Annotated in this window: 16 protein-coding genes; 14 read left to right on the top strand and 2 right to left on the bottom strand. The window is 71.5% G+C overall.

Translation table 11 applies throughout. The annotated features are described in order from the left end of the window. Window positions 1-5 precede the first annotated feature (5 nt). Window positions 6-359 carry a hypothetical protein gene (locus ACVBEQ_RS27630; RefSeq protein ID WP_447156641.1) on the bottom strand — a complete coding sequence of 118 codons (354 nt, stop codon included), beginning with the start codon at window positions 357-359 and terminating at the stop codon, window positions 6-8. Window positions 360-753: 394 nt separating this feature from the next. Then, window positions 754-999 carry a hypothetical protein gene (locus tag ACVBEQ_RS27625; RefSeq protein WP_447156640.1) on the bottom strand — a complete coding sequence of 82 codons (246 nt, stop codon included), beginning with the start codon at window positions 997-999 and terminating at the stop codon, window positions 754-756. Between the two features lie 457 nt (window positions 1,000-1,456). Between ACVBEQ_RS27625 and ACVBEQ_RS27620 the strand changes: the two genes are divergently transcribed. The 14 genes from ACVBEQ_RS27620 (at window position 1,457) to ACVBEQ_RS27555 (ending at window position 14,450) form a co-directional block, all read left to right on the top strand. Continuing rightward, window positions 1,457-1,837: a hypothetical protein gene (locus ACVBEQ_RS27620; protein ID WP_447156639.1), complete on the top strand. Its 381-nt coding sequence runs from the start codon at window positions 1,457-1,459 to the stop codon at window positions 1,835-1,837. Window positions 1,838-2,184: 347 nt separating this feature from the next. Further along, entirely contained in the window at window positions 2,185-2,433 is a 249-nt protein-coding gene (locus ACVBEQ_RS27615) for a hypothetical protein (RefSeq protein WP_447156638.1), read from the top strand. 300 nt (window positions 2,434-2,733) lie between these two features. Next, the gene (locus ACVBEQ_RS27610; protein ID WP_447156637.1) at window positions 2,734-3,375 is read left to right on the top strand and encodes a hypothetical protein; all 642 of its coding nucleotides are present in this window, start codon (window positions 2,734-2,736) and stop codon (window positions 3,373-3,375) included. Then, on the top strand, window positions 3,369-4,412 hold the full coding sequence (locus ACVBEQ_RS27605) for a hypothetical protein (RefSeq protein ID WP_447156636.1): 1,044 nt from the start codon (window positions 3,369-3,371) through the stop codon (window positions 4,410-4,412). The genes ACVBEQ_RS27610 and ACVBEQ_RS27605 overlap by 7 nt, the downstream gene beginning before the upstream one ends. Further along, window positions 4,409-5,113 (top strand): SAF domain-containing protein, encoded by a 705-nt coding sequence (locus ACVBEQ_RS27600; RefSeq protein WP_447156635.1) that lies wholly within the window; start codon window positions 4,409-4,411, stop codon window positions 5,111-5,113. The genes ACVBEQ_RS27605 and ACVBEQ_RS27600 overlap by 4 nt, the downstream gene beginning before the upstream one ends. Continuing rightward, window positions 5,110-5,970 carry a hypothetical protein gene (locus ACVBEQ_RS27595; RefSeq protein ID WP_447156634.1) on the top strand — a complete coding sequence of 287 codons (861 nt, stop codon included), beginning with the start codon at window positions 5,110-5,112 and terminating at the stop codon, window positions 5,968-5,970. The genes ACVBEQ_RS27600 and ACVBEQ_RS27595 overlap by 4 nt, the downstream gene beginning before the upstream one ends. Then, window positions 5,967-7,334: a CpaF family protein gene (locus ACVBEQ_RS27590; protein WP_447156633.1), complete on the top strand. Its 1,368-nt coding sequence runs from the start codon at window positions 5,967-5,969 to the stop codon at window positions 7,332-7,334. The genes ACVBEQ_RS27595 and ACVBEQ_RS27590 overlap by 4 nt, the downstream gene beginning before the upstream one ends. Next, complete coding sequence (locus ACVBEQ_RS27585; protein WP_447156632.1) at window positions 7,331-8,284, top strand: type II secretion system F family protein; 954 nt, start codon at window positions 7,331-7,333, stop codon at window positions 8,282-8,284. The genes ACVBEQ_RS27590 and ACVBEQ_RS27585 overlap by 4 nt, the downstream gene beginning before the upstream one ends. Continuing rightward, window positions 8,281-9,204 (top strand): type II secretion system protein, encoded by a 924-nt coding sequence (locus tag ACVBEQ_RS27580; RefSeq protein WP_447156631.1) that lies wholly within the window; start codon window positions 8,281-8,283, stop codon window positions 9,202-9,204. Before ACVBEQ_RS27585 ends, ACVBEQ_RS27580 begins: the two co-directional genes overlap by 4 nt. Before the next feature lie 85 nt (window positions 9,205-9,289). Beyond that, on the top strand, window positions 9,290-9,490 hold the full coding sequence (locus tag ACVBEQ_RS27575) for a hypothetical protein (RefSeq protein ID WP_447156630.1): 201 nt from the start codon (window positions 9,290-9,292) through the stop codon (window positions 9,488-9,490). Between the two features lie 14 nt (window positions 9,491-9,504). Next, window positions 9,505-9,945, top strand: coding sequence for a TadE/TadG family type IV pilus assembly protein (locus ACVBEQ_RS27570; protein ID WP_447156629.1), 441 nt, complete (start codon window positions 9,505-9,507; stop codon window positions 9,943-9,945). After that, window positions 9,942-10,439, top strand: a complete 498-nt coding sequence (locus tag ACVBEQ_RS27565; RefSeq protein WP_447156628.1) for a TadE/TadG family type IV pilus assembly protein — start codon at window positions 9,942-9,944, stop codon at window positions 10,437-10,439. Before ACVBEQ_RS27570 ends, ACVBEQ_RS27565 begins: the two co-directional genes overlap by 4 nt. After that, window positions 10,436-10,924 (top strand): pilus assembly protein TadG-related protein, encoded by a 489-nt coding sequence (locus ACVBEQ_RS27560; protein WP_447156627.1) that lies wholly within the window; start codon window positions 10,436-10,438, stop codon window positions 10,922-10,924. The genes ACVBEQ_RS27565 and ACVBEQ_RS27560 overlap by 4 nt, the downstream gene beginning before the upstream one ends. Before the next feature lie 55 nt (window positions 10,925-10,979). Continuing rightward, window positions 10,980-14,450 carry a LysM peptidoglycan-binding domain-containing protein gene (locus tag ACVBEQ_RS27555; protein WP_447156626.1) on the top strand — a complete coding sequence of 1,157 codons (3,471 nt, stop codon included), beginning with the start codon at window positions 10,980-10,982 and terminating at the stop codon, window positions 14,448-14,450. Window positions 14,451-14,457: the final 7 nt, after the last annotated feature.

Here is a 14,457-nt window from a genome sequence, read left to right as displayed (position 1 = left end):
GCGGGTTACGGGTTGGTCAGGTGCGGCTCCTTCCGGCCGTCGAGGACGGTCGGGTTGGTGACTTCCCGAGCCAGGGCGCCTTCGATGAGCGCGCGTTGGGTGACGTTGCGTTCGGCGAACGCTTGGCGGGTCCGGTGTACGACGTCGGGGTCGATGACCGCGCCGATCATGACGTGGTTGCCGAGGCTGCCGCGGGGTGCCCGCCGGCGGGTGTTGGCCGGGTCGTGGAACACGCTGGGGCAGGCGATTTCTCGCAGCAGCGCTGCTTCGAACAGCTCGCGCAGGGTGATGCCGCGATCAATGACGGCTTGCCGCGCTGCGCGGGCGATGTCCGGGTGCACGACGGCGCTGATCGCCATGCAATGGGTGGAGGATCCACGTGCCGCACGCGAGACGGTCATAGCGATATGGCTACCAGTGGTCCCTGGCCGACGGTGGGACCCCGCACGCCGCCACGCCGACAACACAATGCGGGCCGGTGAAGCCGGCTCCGCAGCCGCATACCGTGCGCGCCGGACAGGCGCCCCGGTATGGACGCAGGAACCGCGTCGGTGCAAGGTGCGAGCCGCGACACGCGGGCCGCAGGAGTAATGGCCCGCGACCAGATATGCGCTAGCATCAGCTCTGCCGCTCATTGCAGAACCTTTCGGTGATCGGCCGGATCAGCGCCAACTGACCGGCCTCCGACGAGAAGCCGTCCCGCGCCAACGGGGCGGCTTTTGTCGTTTCGTATGGAGTTGGTGGTGCTCGCCGTCAGGCGGTCTTGAGTGGCAATTCCTCCTGATCGTCGTTGTGCGGGGGCAACCACACGGGGCACCCGTCCGCGTCGACCTCGTCGCGGTCGATCAACCGCTCCAGGTACTCCGCAAGGGAAATGCCGGCAGCGTCGGCTGCACGGTTGGCCTTGGCGCGCCGCTCGGGGGCGACGCGGGCCTGCATGATCACCGGTTCCGGCTTGCCGACGTGCGACCGCCGGCGACGACCCCTGATTGCGGACATGACCCGATGATCGCTGTGAATGCATTCCCAGTGGTGAAGGCGCGCCCATATGAATCCATTCGCTTCCGAGTGATGGCTGCTGATCCGGACAGAACTGCGCCGGCGATGACCAGGCGTGCCGCCGAAGTGCGGTGCGTCCCGCCGCCGACGCCGGTGTGATGTCGGGGCGGGAGGAACGGTGAGTTGTTCTCTCGCGGCCCGGTTGCTCCTGCAACGGATTCGGCGGCGATCGGCTCGCACGCCTACGAGTCCGGCGACACCTGGCCGGCCGCGGTGCGCTGCTGGGGAAGAACAGCCCGCGCCGCCCAGCGCCGCGCCTGCCCCGGGAGATGCTGCCGCTGCGGCGAGAACGACGTTGCCCCAGTCGCGGCCGGGCGGGGGGACCGAGGATCTCACCGAGCCACAGGTTCCGGCGCCGTGCGATCGACAGACTTGTGCCGGTCACGGTTCCAAGTGCATGCCTCATTTTGCTGGCCAGCAAGGAAGCGTGCAGCGCCGCGATGGATGCTTCGGTGCGCGCGGTGATGACCTGGCGAGACAGGCTGCGGCGCAGGCTGATCATGGTCGTTCCGAGCTGGCGGGCGACGTCACTCAGCTGGTGCCCCGCGGCGGCGAGGTCATCGATCTGCTGGTGGGCGCGCCGGGCGGGTACCAGTCGCCGGGGAGAACCACTGCTCGGGGTGACAGGCACGGAGAGAAGCTGCTGCGCGGTCGCGGTGCGGACCTGGCGGGGGCGTGGCGGTGTCCTGCGCCGAATGCCCAGCAGGCGCCGGATGGTGCCGACCGGGACACCGGACAGTTTGGCGATCCGCTCGATCCCGACGCCCTGTTGGCGTAGGGCCGCGAGATGCGCTTGTACGGGCGCGGCCTCGGTGTAGGGGTTCCACCGGCCGGCGCTGATCGCCGCGATCCGTTGGATCTCGGCGGCGCGGTTGGCGGCACGGCAGCGGGTGCACCCGCACCTGTCGGACACGTACGCCGCGCGGGTGCCATGGCTGTGCGGCGCACCTCGATGGCGGCAATTGCGGCGAAGGGTGTCCCGCGCGCCAGCGGTCGACCTGCGCGGGGGTCGTGCCGAACTGCGGTCTGTCGACACCTCGTTCAATGCTCGACCGTCACCCATCAGCAGCATGCTACTGGTACGTCATACCAGTGGTCTAGCACACCAGTGCTTAGGGTTCGGGCATGGGTTCGCCGCCGGAGGTCGTCGCGTTGGCGGAGCTGACTCAGATGTTGGGGGTCACCAAGAACCGGGCGATGCAGATCTCCCGAAAGCCTGACTTCCCGGTTCCGCTCGGCGAACTGAGCGTGGGCAGGATCTGGTCCTACGACGCGGTCGTCGAGTTCTGCCGGGCCACCGGCCGGCGGGTGAATCCGATCGTTCCCAAAGCAGGCGGAGAGCCCGCCGATGGTGGGCGCGTGCAGTCGCAGTGACATGGATTGGATCCTTGGGTCTTAGGAGCTGTCACCTCTTACAGGTTCAAAACCGGGCCAAATGTGGACACCGCACGGCGGTTTTTTTGGGACTTTCACCCCCGTCCCCGGGCCGCGGCGATCTCTGAGGCTCAGCCGTCAACGCAGAACCGGGGCGGAATGTGTCGTGCCCTGCTCACTTGCCTGAACTTGAGCGCGTAGTCGGCGTTCGAGTTGACGGGTAGGACTCGAATGGGCCATCGTCCTCGTTCGAGACGACGGCAACTACTCAGCGTCTCGACTACTCCACGGGGAGCAGCCATGCGACGGCGAATACCTGCCGCCTTGATCGGTGCGCTGGCCGGCGCGTGCGTGCTGCTTGCCGGCTGCTCCGGGTCCGGCGTCAACGCCGAGACGCTGGACCCACCTGCCACGACCACGTCGGCGCCGCTAGCTGCGTCGTCGTCGGCGCCGGTCAGTGCGGTGCCGCCCGGCTCCGCCGTTGCCAGCCCGAGCAATGTGGCTTCGGCGAGTGGTGGGGTGGCGGACGTGGAAGCGGCGGACCGCGCCGCGATCGAGTCGCAGTGGATCGAGTCGTGGGACGTGTACATGGAGATCGCCCGAACCCCGAAGGCGGAGCGGGAGGCACTGGTGACGACGATTGCCGTCGACCCGGCGCGGGCGAACATGCTCAAGGACGCCGCGAAATTCGACAGCCAGGGCCTAGAAACCTACGGCGAGCTCGGGCACCGCATCTCTTGGCCGCAGCCCGTCGGCGGACGGACCTTCGCTGTGATCGATGACTGCCAGGACCGAAGCCACAGCGGGTCGCGGAAGACCGCGACGGGCGACAAGGTCACCGTCGGCGTCGCCCGCGACCACTACCAGGGGCGGCTGGTCAAGGGCGAGGACGGGGTGTGGCGGGTCGAGCAGGTGTTCTACCTGAAAGAAGAGCCGTGCTAGGTCGCCTGACAACGGTTCTGGGACTGGTCCTTTCGATGATCGTGCTGACCGCACTGCCGGTGACGGCAGGTCCGCAGGACGACCCGCCGCCCGTCCAGATCGTGGCCGGCGACGGAAGCCTCTTAGGGGACTCGACCTACTCGTTGACGTTGTCGCTGGACGAGGCGGCCGGCAGTGAGGCACTGGAGCCTGGTCAGGTGCAGCAGGCTCGCGCGGCCGCCGCGTCGGCGCAGGACAAGAACGCCGCGGAACCCGACGCCAGCTCGGGCGGTGCATCGGATGGGGACGCCGACGGTTCAATGATTTCGTTGGATGCTGCCGGGGGTGGCGCGGCCGCGGCGGGTGTAGGGGAGTGCGGGTTCCGGCCGGCGACGGTCCCGGCGGGCGACCCGCGGTGGGCCGGGAACGACCCTGCGGCCGGGGCGTTGCTGGTGAATCCGTGCAACGGGCCCGGTCAGTTCGTGTTCGTGCCGACCCCCCCGGCGCCCGCCGCGGGTCCGGGGGCGCCTGCTGCGGCCCCAGCTCCACCACCGCCGCCGGATCCGGCGGTGTTGGCGCGGCAGGCCTATGCGGAGTTGTCGTTGCCGGAGCCGGTGGTGCACCGGTCGCCACCGGAGGACAACTCGGATCCGGCGTACGGGGGGCTGCCTTACACATGGGTGGGGCTCAGTACCTACTACTGGGTGACCGACTGGCAACCGCTGGCGAGAACGGTTGAGCTGCGGGGGGTTTCGGCGACGGTGACGGCGACGCCGACGGGTTTGACGTTCGACCCGGGTGATGGGAATCCGCCGGTGAACTGTGACGGCCCTGGCCGTCCTTGGGTGGAGGCGGATGGCAATGATGCGCCGTCGGATGGTGCGTGTGGGTACACGTACCGGTCGGTGACCCCGGACGGGCCGTTGACGGCCACGACATCGGTGCAGTGGTCGGTGTCCTGGACCAGCAGCACGGGCGCGTCGGGGACGTTCCCGGCTTCGACGACGTCGTCGGATTCTTCGTTCCTCGTGGAGCAGATTCAGGTGGTGATTCGGTGACAACGTCGGTGAACGGGGTGAACGGCTCGGCCCGACCGGCCGCGCCGGCCGGTGCGGCCCGCAGCGGGGCATCAGCGACGCCGGTGGCGCGTTCGCCGTTGCCGACCCGGCAGCGCCGCCCTGGTTACGCGGCGCTGGGTGCGCTGCTGGTGCTGGGCCTGGGCGGCGGCTTCGGGTACCTGTATTCCACGGCGGGGGAGAAGGTGCCCGCGGTGGTGGTGGCGCAGCCGGTCGCGGTCGGCGAGGTGATCGAGCGGAGTGATCTGTCGACGGTGGATGTGGCGGGGGACATCACCGCCATCGCCGGGGAGAACCTGCAGTCGGTGGTGGGTCAGCGGGCCGCGGTGGCGTTGCTGCCGGACACGTTGTTGCAGCGGTCGATGGTCACCGACGCGGATCCGATCCCGGCCGGTCAGGTGCAGGTCGGGGTCGCGGTGAAGGGTGGCCAGTTGCCCGCCGATGGACTCATTCCGGGTGATCGGGTGCAGGTGCTGGCATTGCCCGGAGCGCAGAAGACCGGCGGGGACGCGGGCAAGCCGGTGGTGCTGGCGGGGGCGGCGGTGGTGTTCGCCGCCCGCCCGGACCCGGTGCAGGCCGGCGGCACGTTGTTGACGTTGCTGGTGCCGGCCGCGGACGGTCCGGCGGTGGCGGTGGCCGGCGCGTCGGGTTCGGCGGCGCTGGTGAAGGTCCCGGCGCTGTGATCGTCTCGGTGTGCTCGGACAAGGGCGCCCCCGGGGTGAGCACCCTGGCGACCGCGTTGGGCATGGTGTGGCCTGGGGAGCGGGCTGTGCTGGAGGCGGACACGGCCGGCAGTGACCTGTCGTTCCGGCTGCACCCCGCGGTGTCGGACACGCCGGAGGCTCATCTTGCGCCGGACCCGTCGATCGCCGGTTTGGCCACGGCCGCCCGGCTGGGCCTGTCGGCCGCGGGACCGTTGCCGTTCACGCAGGACACCTCGCTGGGTGTCCCGGTGGTGCCGGGAGTGTTGTCGGCGGAACGGTTCCGGGCGTTGCGGTCGCTGTGGCCTGGCCTGGCCGGGGCGTTGGGGGACTGGCCGGGGATGGTGCTGGCCGACTTGGGCAGGTTGCAGCCCGGTGGCTCGGCGGTGCCGTTGGCGCAGGCCTCGACGGCGGTGCTGCTGCTGACCCGCGCCGATCTGGAGGGTTTGTTCCACGTCCGGGACAAGGTGGTGGAGCTGACCGGGGTGCTGGGCCCGGGGGACGGTGACCGGGTCCGGGTCGGTGTGGTGGTGACCGCCCCGGTGAAGGCCCGCCGGGCCGCGGTGGAGCAGGTGGAGCAGGTGCTGGCCTCGATCGGGTCGCCGGTTCCGGTGCTGGGTTGCTTCGCGCAGGACCCGGCGGCGGCGCAGGCGTTGTGGGCGGGGGTGGTGACCCGGCGGTTGGCGGGCAGCGACCTGGTGCGTTCGGCGCGGTCGGTCGCCGAGGCGGTCCTGACCACGTGGCCGTCGCTGGCCGCCGCCGGTCCCGGCGGAAGTGCCGCGCCGGCGCCGCACGAGGAATCGGCGGCCGTGAACGCGGCGCGGGAGGTGGTGGCGTGAGCAAGCCATTGACCCAGACGCAGGTGGAGTACGAGCTGGTGAAGGCGCTGCGGGAGCGGGTCGCCGACGCCATGACCCGGGCCAAGCAGGACCGGGAACGCCGCGGTCTGCCGGAGCTGGCCGAACCCGACGAGAGGCAGCTCGCGTTCAGTTTGATCAGCGCCGCGGTGCAGGCGCATCACGCGGAGATCGTCAACGCCGGCGGAGAGCTGCCCGTGGACACCGATTACGACCTGCGGTTGATCATGGCCGTGGACGCGGCCATCTACGCCGCCGGCGAGCTGCAGGAGCTGCTGGACGACGAGCAGGTCGAGAACATCGACATCAACGGGTGCGACGAGGTGTGGATCACCTACGCCGACCGGGGAAAGGTGCGTGGGGCGCCGATCGCGGCCACCGACGACGACCTGATCCAGATCGTGCAGAACCTGGCCGCGTACGCGTCGATCAACGCCCGCCCGTTCACCAGGGCCAACCCGGAGCTGGACCTGCGGCTACCGGACGGGTCCCGGCTGTCGGCGGTGTTGGGTGCGGGGGAGCGGCCGGCGGTGTCGATCCGCCGGAACCGGTACTCCCAGATGTTCCTGTCCCTGCTGGTGGAGTTGGGCACCATCGACGACCGGCTCGCTACGTTCCTGCACGCGGCGGTGCGGGCCCGGATGAACCTGGTCATCGCCGGCGCCACCGACGCCGGGAAGACCACCCTGCTGCGTGCCTGCATCAACTGCATCCCCCGCGATGAGCGGCTGATCACGGTGGAACGCTCACTCGAGCTGGGATTGCGCCGGCAGGGCCTGCACGACGACGTCCTCGAGTGGGAGGAAGTGCTGCCTGACGCCGAGGGGCACGGCGGCATCACCATTCAGCAGCTGGTACGCCGCACCCGCCGTCACAACCCGTCCCGTGTTTCGCTTGGCGAAGTGATGGGGCCGGAGGTTGTCGAAATGTTGAGCGCCATGAGCCAGGGGAACAACGGGTCCCTGTCGACCATCCACGCCCGAAGCGCGGCCGACGCCTTCGCCAAGCTCGCCCAGTATGCCGAACAGTACGAACACATCGAGAACCGGGTCGCGCACGCGCTGATCGCCGGCGCCGTGGACTTCGTGGTGTTCATCGGCAAGAACCGGTACCTCGGCGGCCGCCGCACCGTCACCGAGGTGGTAGAGGTCAGCGGCGCCCCGGACGGCCGGGTCGCCTCCGCGCGGATCTTCGCCCCGTCCCCGATCGACGGCCGGGCGGTCCGCGTCGAGGACGTGCAGATCAGTGAGCTGCGACGCCAAGACCTCGCCGACGCCGGGTACGACGACAACGCCGCCGCCTACGACTACCGCGCGGACTCTCACCCCCGGGGGCCGGCGTCGTGACCGGTACGGCGGCGTTGGTGGTGCTGCTCGGTATCGGGATCGGCGCCGGGCTGCTGCTGATCGTGGTGGGGGTGCGCGGGACGACGGTGGATCCGACCCGGCCGCCGTCGCGGGTGTCCCGCGCGGTGGCTGCGTTGCGCTCGCCGGCGCTGGCGATGCGGTGCCTGGCCGCCGCGGCGGTCGCGGTGGGGGTGCTGGCGTTGACCGGGTGGCCGGTGGCGGCCGCGGGCCTGGCCGCGCTGGTGCTGCTGTGGCCGAAACTGTTCGGCGGCGGCGCAGCCGAGGCCCGGCAGATCGCCTCGTTGGAGGCGTTGGTGGTGTGGACCGAATCGCTGCGGGACACCATCGCCGCGCACGCCAGCCTGGAACACGCCATCCCGGCGGCCGCGGTAAACCCCCCCGAGCTGATCCGGCCGGCGCTGATCCGGCTGATCGGGCAGATCCGGGCGCGGGTGCCGATGGACCGGGCGCTGCTGAACCTGGCGGCCGAGCTGAACGACCCGAGCGCCGACCTGGTGATCGCGGCGCTGATCCTGAACGTCCGCCGTCGCGGCGACCGCCTCGGTGAGGTACTGACCGGGTTGGCCGCCTCGGCCCGGGAGGAACTGGAGATGCGGCGGAAGATCTCCGCCGGGCGGGCGCAGCTGCGCCGCGGCATGCAACTGGTGGTGGCGGTGACGTTGGGCATCGCGGTGTTCCTGGTGGTGTTCAGCCGCACCTACATAGCCCCCTACAGCACGGTCACCGGTCAGGTCGCCCTGGCCGTGGTGGTCGGCATCTTTGCGGCCGCGTTCGCCTGGATGCGCAACCTGTCGGTGCAGCCGCCGGTGCCGCCGTTCCTGACCCGCCCCGGGTCACAGCCGGACCCGATCCAAAACCGGTTGCTGACCACCCTGGTCGAGCAACCCGCCCTGGCCGGAAACCCTTTGCCCCGGCAGGTGTCCCGGTGATCACCGCGGTGCTAGTGGGCGCCGCGCTCGGTGGGGCGCTGTTCGCGTTGCTGCTGCGGTTGGCGCCGCCGGCCACCGCGCCGCTGGTGCAGCTGGCGTTGTTCGACGCCCGGCACGGCGCCGCCCCCACCCAGGCGCACGGGCCGGCCACTACCGGTCCGGTGGGTGGTGGGCTGCTGGGGCGGGTGCAGGTCCGGTCCGGGCGGTGGCTGTTCCGGCAGCTGACCCGCCGCGGCATCTCCTACACCAGCCTGCGCCAGGACCTGGCGTTGACCGGCCGGACGTTCGAGGACGCCCTGGGCCGCAAGATCACCCTGGCCGGCGCCGGTCTGCTGCTGGGCCTCTTCGCCAGCGTCGGGTTGGGTGTCGCCGGGGTCGCGCTGCCTGCCGGTGCCCCGGTGGTGCTCGGTGTGGTGCTGGCGGTGGTGTTCTTCTTCCTGCCCGATCTGGACGCTCGGGCCGACGCCGCCCGGCGGCGGGAGGAGTTCCGCCGCGCCCTGGGTGCCTACCTGGATCTGGTGGCGTTGGAGATGGCCGGGTCGGCCGCCCCGGCGGAGGCGCTGCCGTCGGCGGCGCGGATCGGCGCCGGCTGGCCGCTGGCCCTGATCCGGGACACCTTGTACCGGGCCACCCGCGGCGGGCGGAACCCGTGGACGGCGCTGGCCGACCTCGGGCAACGGATCGGTGTCGGGGAGCTGCGGGACCTGGGCCAGCTGATCGCCCTGGTCGCCCACGACGGCGCCCGGGTCCGGTCCACCCTGACCGCCCGCGCGCAGACCATGCGCCGGCACGAGCTGGCCAACCTGGAAGGCAAAGCCGGCAAGGCCGATCAGAGCATGCGGATCGCGCAGATCCTCATCGGCCTGGGATTCATCGCCTTCCTCGGATACCCCGCCGTCGTCGCCGTCCTGTCCTTCTGACCACACCGACCCGCACCGGCCAGACCCCGATCCGACGAACCGCAGTGCCACGCCATGCACGTCCGCTTATCGAAAGGAACCGCACATGTTGAAGCTGGAACTGGACCTGGTCCGCGCCTGGGTGATGACCCGGGTCGTCGAGCTGCGCCAGCAAGACTCCGACCGGGGCAGCAACACCGCCGAGACGGTGATCTGGGTGGCGGTGATCGTGGTGGCCGCCCTGGTGATCGGCGGCATCATCGTCGCCAAGATCACCGACAAGGCCAACAGCATCAGCCTGCAGTAGCGGCGGGATTGAAATTGCAGGCAGGACTTGCGGGGATCCGACGCCGATGGCGAAGGGTCCTCGGTGTCGGTGACGGCAGGGACCCGGACCGCGGATCGGTCACCACCGAAGCGGTGATCATCGTGCCCGTCGTGGTGGTGCTGACGATGGTGGTGTTGCAGTTCGTGCTGCTCTGGCACGGCCGGCACGTCGCGCAGTCCGCCGCCCAGTCCGCGGCCCGCTCCGCCGCGGCGTATCAGTCCACCGCCGCGGTCGGCCAGGCCGACGGGGACGCCTACCTGCAGCAGGTCGCGCCGAACCTGCTGCCCGGCCGCAGTGTGCAGGTCAACAGGGACGCCACCACCGTCACCGTCACCGTCACCGCGGACGTGCTGACGGTCATCCCGTTCGGGTCTTTCACCGTTGACGAGTCGGCCGCCGCGCCGGTAGAGGCCTTCACCGGTGGTGCCGGATGACCCCGCCGACCCCTGCGCGGCCGGTCACCGGCTGGTGGGCGGGGCTGCGGCGCAGGGTCAAGGGAAACAGCGACCGCGGGTCGATGACGACGGAGCTGGTGATAGTGGCACCGGTGGTGCTGGTGATCCTGCTGCTGGTGGTCGCGTTGGGCCGTTACGCGCACGGCAAGCAACTGGTCGAGCAGGCCGCCGCGGCCGCCGCTCGCGCCGCGTCCCTGGCGTCCACGGCCGGGCAGGCGCAGGACCGCGCGCTGCAGGCGGCGTCGGCGTCCTTGGGTGATGCCGGGGTGTCCTGCGCGTCGATGAGCGCCGCGGTGAACACCGGCTCGTTCCGGGCCGGCGGCATCGTGAGCGTGACGCTGACCTGCACCGCGGACCTGTCCGGGCTGGCCCTGGCCGGGGTGCCGGGGTCGGCGACGATGACCGCCACCGGTGCCGCACCGTTGGAGACCTACCGGCAGTTCGGCGAATCCACCTCGGGAAGCAACTCGTGACCGGGCAGCTGATCGGGCTGGGCGACCGGGCGATCGCCGCGGTGCGGCACCGGTGGCGGGAGCTTCGCCCGGGCGGGGACCGCGGGTCGATCGCCGGTTACCTGGTGGTCAGTGCGGTGGCCCTGTTCGCGTTGGCCGGCCTGGTGCTCGACGGCGGGGCCGCTTTGACCGCACACGGCCGGGCAGCGGACGTCGCGCAGCAGGCCGCCCGGGCCGGCGCCGACGCCCTGGACGAAACCTCGCTGCGCAGCCCGACCCCGGCCGGGTTGTCGGCGAACCCGGCCGCCGCCCGGGACGCGGCGCAGGCGGTGCTGACCGCCGCCGGGATTTCCGGTGAGGTCAGCGTCGCCGGTTCCCAGGTCACCGTGTCCGCCCGGGCCAGCGAACCGACCGCGATCCTGTCCATGGTCGGCGTCGACCAGGTCGGCGGGTCCGCCACCGCCACCGCCATTCCTTTGCACGGAACGACCACGGGAGCGTCCTGACCATGCCCATCCCCCGTCATGCCCATCCTCGTGCCCATCGCCGAGGAGCACGGTGATGACGCGGCTGTTGCGCGTTCTGGCATCCATCGCCGCGTCCGTGCTACTGGTGGCCGGGGTGCCCGCTCTGCTGGCCAGCACGATCGGCAACCCGGCCGATCGGCTCCCCGATCTGCTCGCCGGTGATGTCAACAACCAGGTTCTGCTGGCCGCGCTCGCCGCTGTGGTGTGGTTGGCGTGGGCGCAGTTCACCGTGGCCTTCGTGGTCGAACTGTTCTCCGCGGTGCGCCGCACTCCGATGCCGGCGCGGATCCCCGGGGTGTTCACCGCCCAGCAGGGACTGGCCCGGGCACTGGTCAGTGGGGCGCTGTTGCTGCTGCCGCTGACCGTTTCCACGGTCGCCCCGGCCGCGCAGGCCATCGCCATGACACCCGCTACGGTCCCCGCGTCCACTCCCGCCGCCGCTGGAGCGACCGTGGCGGCGGCCGCCCCCAGGCCGCAGGTCCCCACCCAACCGGTGACGGTGACCCCGGACGGTGCCCGGACCTGGTGGGACCTTGCGGCGGCACACCTCGGTGACGGGTCACGCTGGCACGAGCTGTGGGACCTCAACCAGGGCCGTACCCAGGACGACGGCACCGTGCTGCGGGGCGATCGCACCGTCCTGCGGCCCGGATGGACGGTGCTGGTTCCCGCCCCCGCCGCCACTGCTGACCAGACGGGATCCGGTGCGGTCGCCGGGGACGACGTGGACGTGACCGTGCGGCCGGGGGACACCCTGTCAGAGATCGCTCAGGACCACGGAGCCGCTGATTGGACCTCGGTCTGGCAGGCCAACGCCGGCCGCACCGAACCCGACGGTGAGCGGTTCACCGATCCGGACTATCTCGAACCCGGTTGGACGATCACCATCCCCGCTGCCGCTGCTGACTCCGGCCCCGGGGCCGCTGACTCCGGGGATGACTCACCCGCCGGGACCCGGGTCTTGGTCCGGCCCGGTGACACCCTGTCCGGCATTGCCGCAGCTCACGGCGCTGATCCCGCCGCGGTACTGGCCGCCAACACCGGTGTGCGGCAACCGGACGGCCAGCAGCTCACCGATCCGGACGACATCGAACCGGGCTGGACGCTGACCATTCCCAGCGGCGCGGCCCCGTCGTCAGCACCCGTGCCAGGAACCGCTGACTCCGCCCGGTCACCGGCAGCGCCCTCACCCGGTACTGCCGACTCCGCCCGGCCACCGGCAGCGCCGGCCCCCGGAACCGCTGACTCCGCGCGGCAACCGGCAGCACCCGCACCCGGAACCGCTGATTCCGCCCGGCCACCGGCAGCAGCCGCACCCGGGACTGCTGACTCCGGTGCTGGCGCGGCGGCGGACGCTGTGGCCGCGGACTCGGCACCGCAGGGGTCGTCGTTGGTGGGGACGGATTTCGCGGTGTTCGCCGGTGGTGGTGGTGTGCTGGCCGCGCTGCTGTTGGCGGCGCTGATCCGGGCCCGTCGCCGGCAGTTGCGGCACCGCCGGCCCGGTGAATTGCTGGCCGGGACCCCGGCCGGTTTGTTGGCCGTGGAGCGGGCGTTGCGCAGTGTCGGCGGGGCCAGGGCCGCTGACGCGCAGTGGCTGGACGAGGCGCTGCGCGGGCTGGGCCACACCGTCGCCGCCGGCGGCGACGACCTGGTGGTGCCGGACATTCTGGCGGTATGCGCGAGCGTCACCCGGCTGCGGTTGGTGCTCGCCGATCCCGGGGCTTCGGCGGTTTTTGGGGCGTGGTCGGTGCAGCCGGACGGCAGCTGGACACTGGACCGGGGGCAACCGACCGGGTACGACCCGGAGCGGCGGGATCGGGAGGTGCCGCCGTACCCGGCGCTGGCCACCGTCGGGTACACCGCCGGCGGGGAGCACTGGCTGCTGGACCTGGAACGGGTCGGGGCGCTGACCCTCACCGGCGATGCGGAGCGGGCAGTAAACCTGGCCCGGTTCCTGGCTGCGGAGCTGGCGCACAACTCCTGGGCCGAGCTGCTGCAGGTCACCCTCGTCGGGTTCGGCGCCGAGATGGCAAGGATGCACCCCGACAGGTTGACGTACACGGCGGACCCGGCGGCCGCGTTGGCGGCTGCGGCGGCGCAGCGGCGGTCGGTAGCCGCCGTGGTCGACGAGTCGGGCCTGCCCGTCCTGCAGGGCCGCGGCAGGGGCATCGCCGGCGACGCCTGGGCGCCGCACGTCCTGCTCATCGCCCCGGACGCCCTGCCGGACCGGGGGACCCTGACCGACCTGCTCGGCGCGATCACCGACCGCCCGGATCGGTCCACCGTCGCGTTGGTCGTCACCACCGGCGACTGCACCGACGCGGATGCCGCTGCTGATGGGTTCGTGCTGCGCGTCGATGAGCACGGTGTTCTGTCGATCCCCGCCTTGGGGTTGGAGCTGATCGCCCAGCAGATCCCGGCCGGGCAGGCCGGGCAACTGGCGCAGCTGTTGGCGCTCGCGGCCGACACCGACCGGGCAGCCGCGGCCTCGCCGCTGCCGGCGGGCACCCCCGCTTCGACGCACCCGCGGCCGGAGCCGGACGACCAGCGGTGGGCGCGTGCCGATTCGGCGTTGCCGTTGCCGCAGCAGGTGTACCTGGAGCAGACCGCGACGACGTCGGAGGATCTGCAGGCGATGGCCCCGGTGGTGCAGGCCGACGTCCGCGAGCGGTTGGCCGCCACCGACCGGGACCTGGACGACGACGTTCGGCAGTGGACCGACCCGGCCAGCAACCGCCCCCGGATCGCGGTGCTCGGCTCGATCACCGTCCACGCCACGGGTGGGGCCTCCCCGCGGCCGTTGTCGGCGATGAAGGGGGAGATCGCCGTGTACCTGGCGATGCACCCCACCGGGGTCAGCCCCGAGCAGTACGGCACCGATCTGTGGCCTGACGACCCGGGCATCGCGGGCAGCACCAAGTTGCGGAACAGCATTTACGAGCTGCGCCGCGCGTTCGGGGTGAACGCCAGGACCGGCACCGAGTACCTGCCGCGGAACGCGGCCACCACTGGGGCGCTGTACCGGCTGCAGGATGTGTTGGTCGACGCCGAGCTGTTCCGCCGGCTACGGCTGCGGGGCTTCACCCGCGACGATCAGGCGGATCGGTTGGCCGACTGGTGGCAGGCGTTGGGTCTGGTCCGCGGGGCACCGTTCAGCGCGCAGCGGCCCGGCGGATACGGATGGTTGGCGGCGCGGCCGGTCGACCACCAGTACACGGCCACGATCGTCGACCTGGCCCACGCGGTGGCCACGCACCATTTGGCCGCCGGGGAACCGGACCGCGCCGAGGCCGCGGCGAAGGTAGCGCTGGCTGCGGCGGAGGGGGCCAGCGACATCTCCCTGCTGGACCTGGTGTGGGCGTGCGATGCGCAGGACCGCCGCGCCGAGGGCGACGCGCACGTGAAGGCGATCCTGGCTCACCACGACACCGACGACCTGGAGGACCTGCCGCCCCGCACGTACGACGTGCTGCGGCGCCGCCAGTTTCTTCCACCCGCCGCGTGACTCTCCG

The sequence above is a fragment of the Nakamurella sp. GG22 genome, from assembly GCF_052976845.2.
Note: the sequence above shows the minus strand (reverse complement) of the source record. Positions and strands in the feature narration are given on the sequence as shown.

Bases quoted from the DNA above. Each gene is read 5' to 3' on its own strand.
- ACVBEQ_RS27575 (WP_447156630.1), top strand. From the start codon at position 9,290: ATGTTGAAGCTGGAACTGGACCTGGTCCGCGCCTGGGTGATGACCCGG.
- ACVBEQ_RS27555 (WP_447156626.1), top strand. From the start codon at position 10,980: ATGACGCGGCTGTTGCGCGTTCTGGCATCCATCGCCGCGTCCGTGCTA.
- ACVBEQ_RS27615 (WP_447156638.1), top strand. From the start codon at position 2,185: ATGGGTTCGCCGCCGGAGGTCGTCGCGTTGGCGGAGCTGACTCAGATG.
- ACVBEQ_RS27620 (WP_447156639.1), top strand. From the start codon at position 1,457: ATGCCTCATTTTGCTGGCCAGCAAGGAAGCGTGCAGCGCCGCGATGGA.
- ACVBEQ_RS27565 (WP_447156628.1), top strand. From the start codon at position 9,942: ATGACCCCGCCGACCCCTGCGCGGCCGGTCACCGGCTGGTGGGCGGGG.
- ACVBEQ_RS27610 (WP_447156637.1), top strand. From the start codon at position 2,734: ATGCGACGGCGAATACCTGCCGCCTTGATCGGTGCGCTGGCCGGCGCG.
- ACVBEQ_RS27630 (WP_447156641.1), bottom strand. From the start codon at position 359: ATGGCGATCAGCGCCGTCGTGCACCCGGACATCGCCCGCGCAGCGCGG.
- ACVBEQ_RS27625 (WP_447156640.1), bottom strand. From the start codon at position 999: ATGTCCGCAATCAGGGGTCGTCGCCGGCGGTCGCACGTCGGCAAGCCG.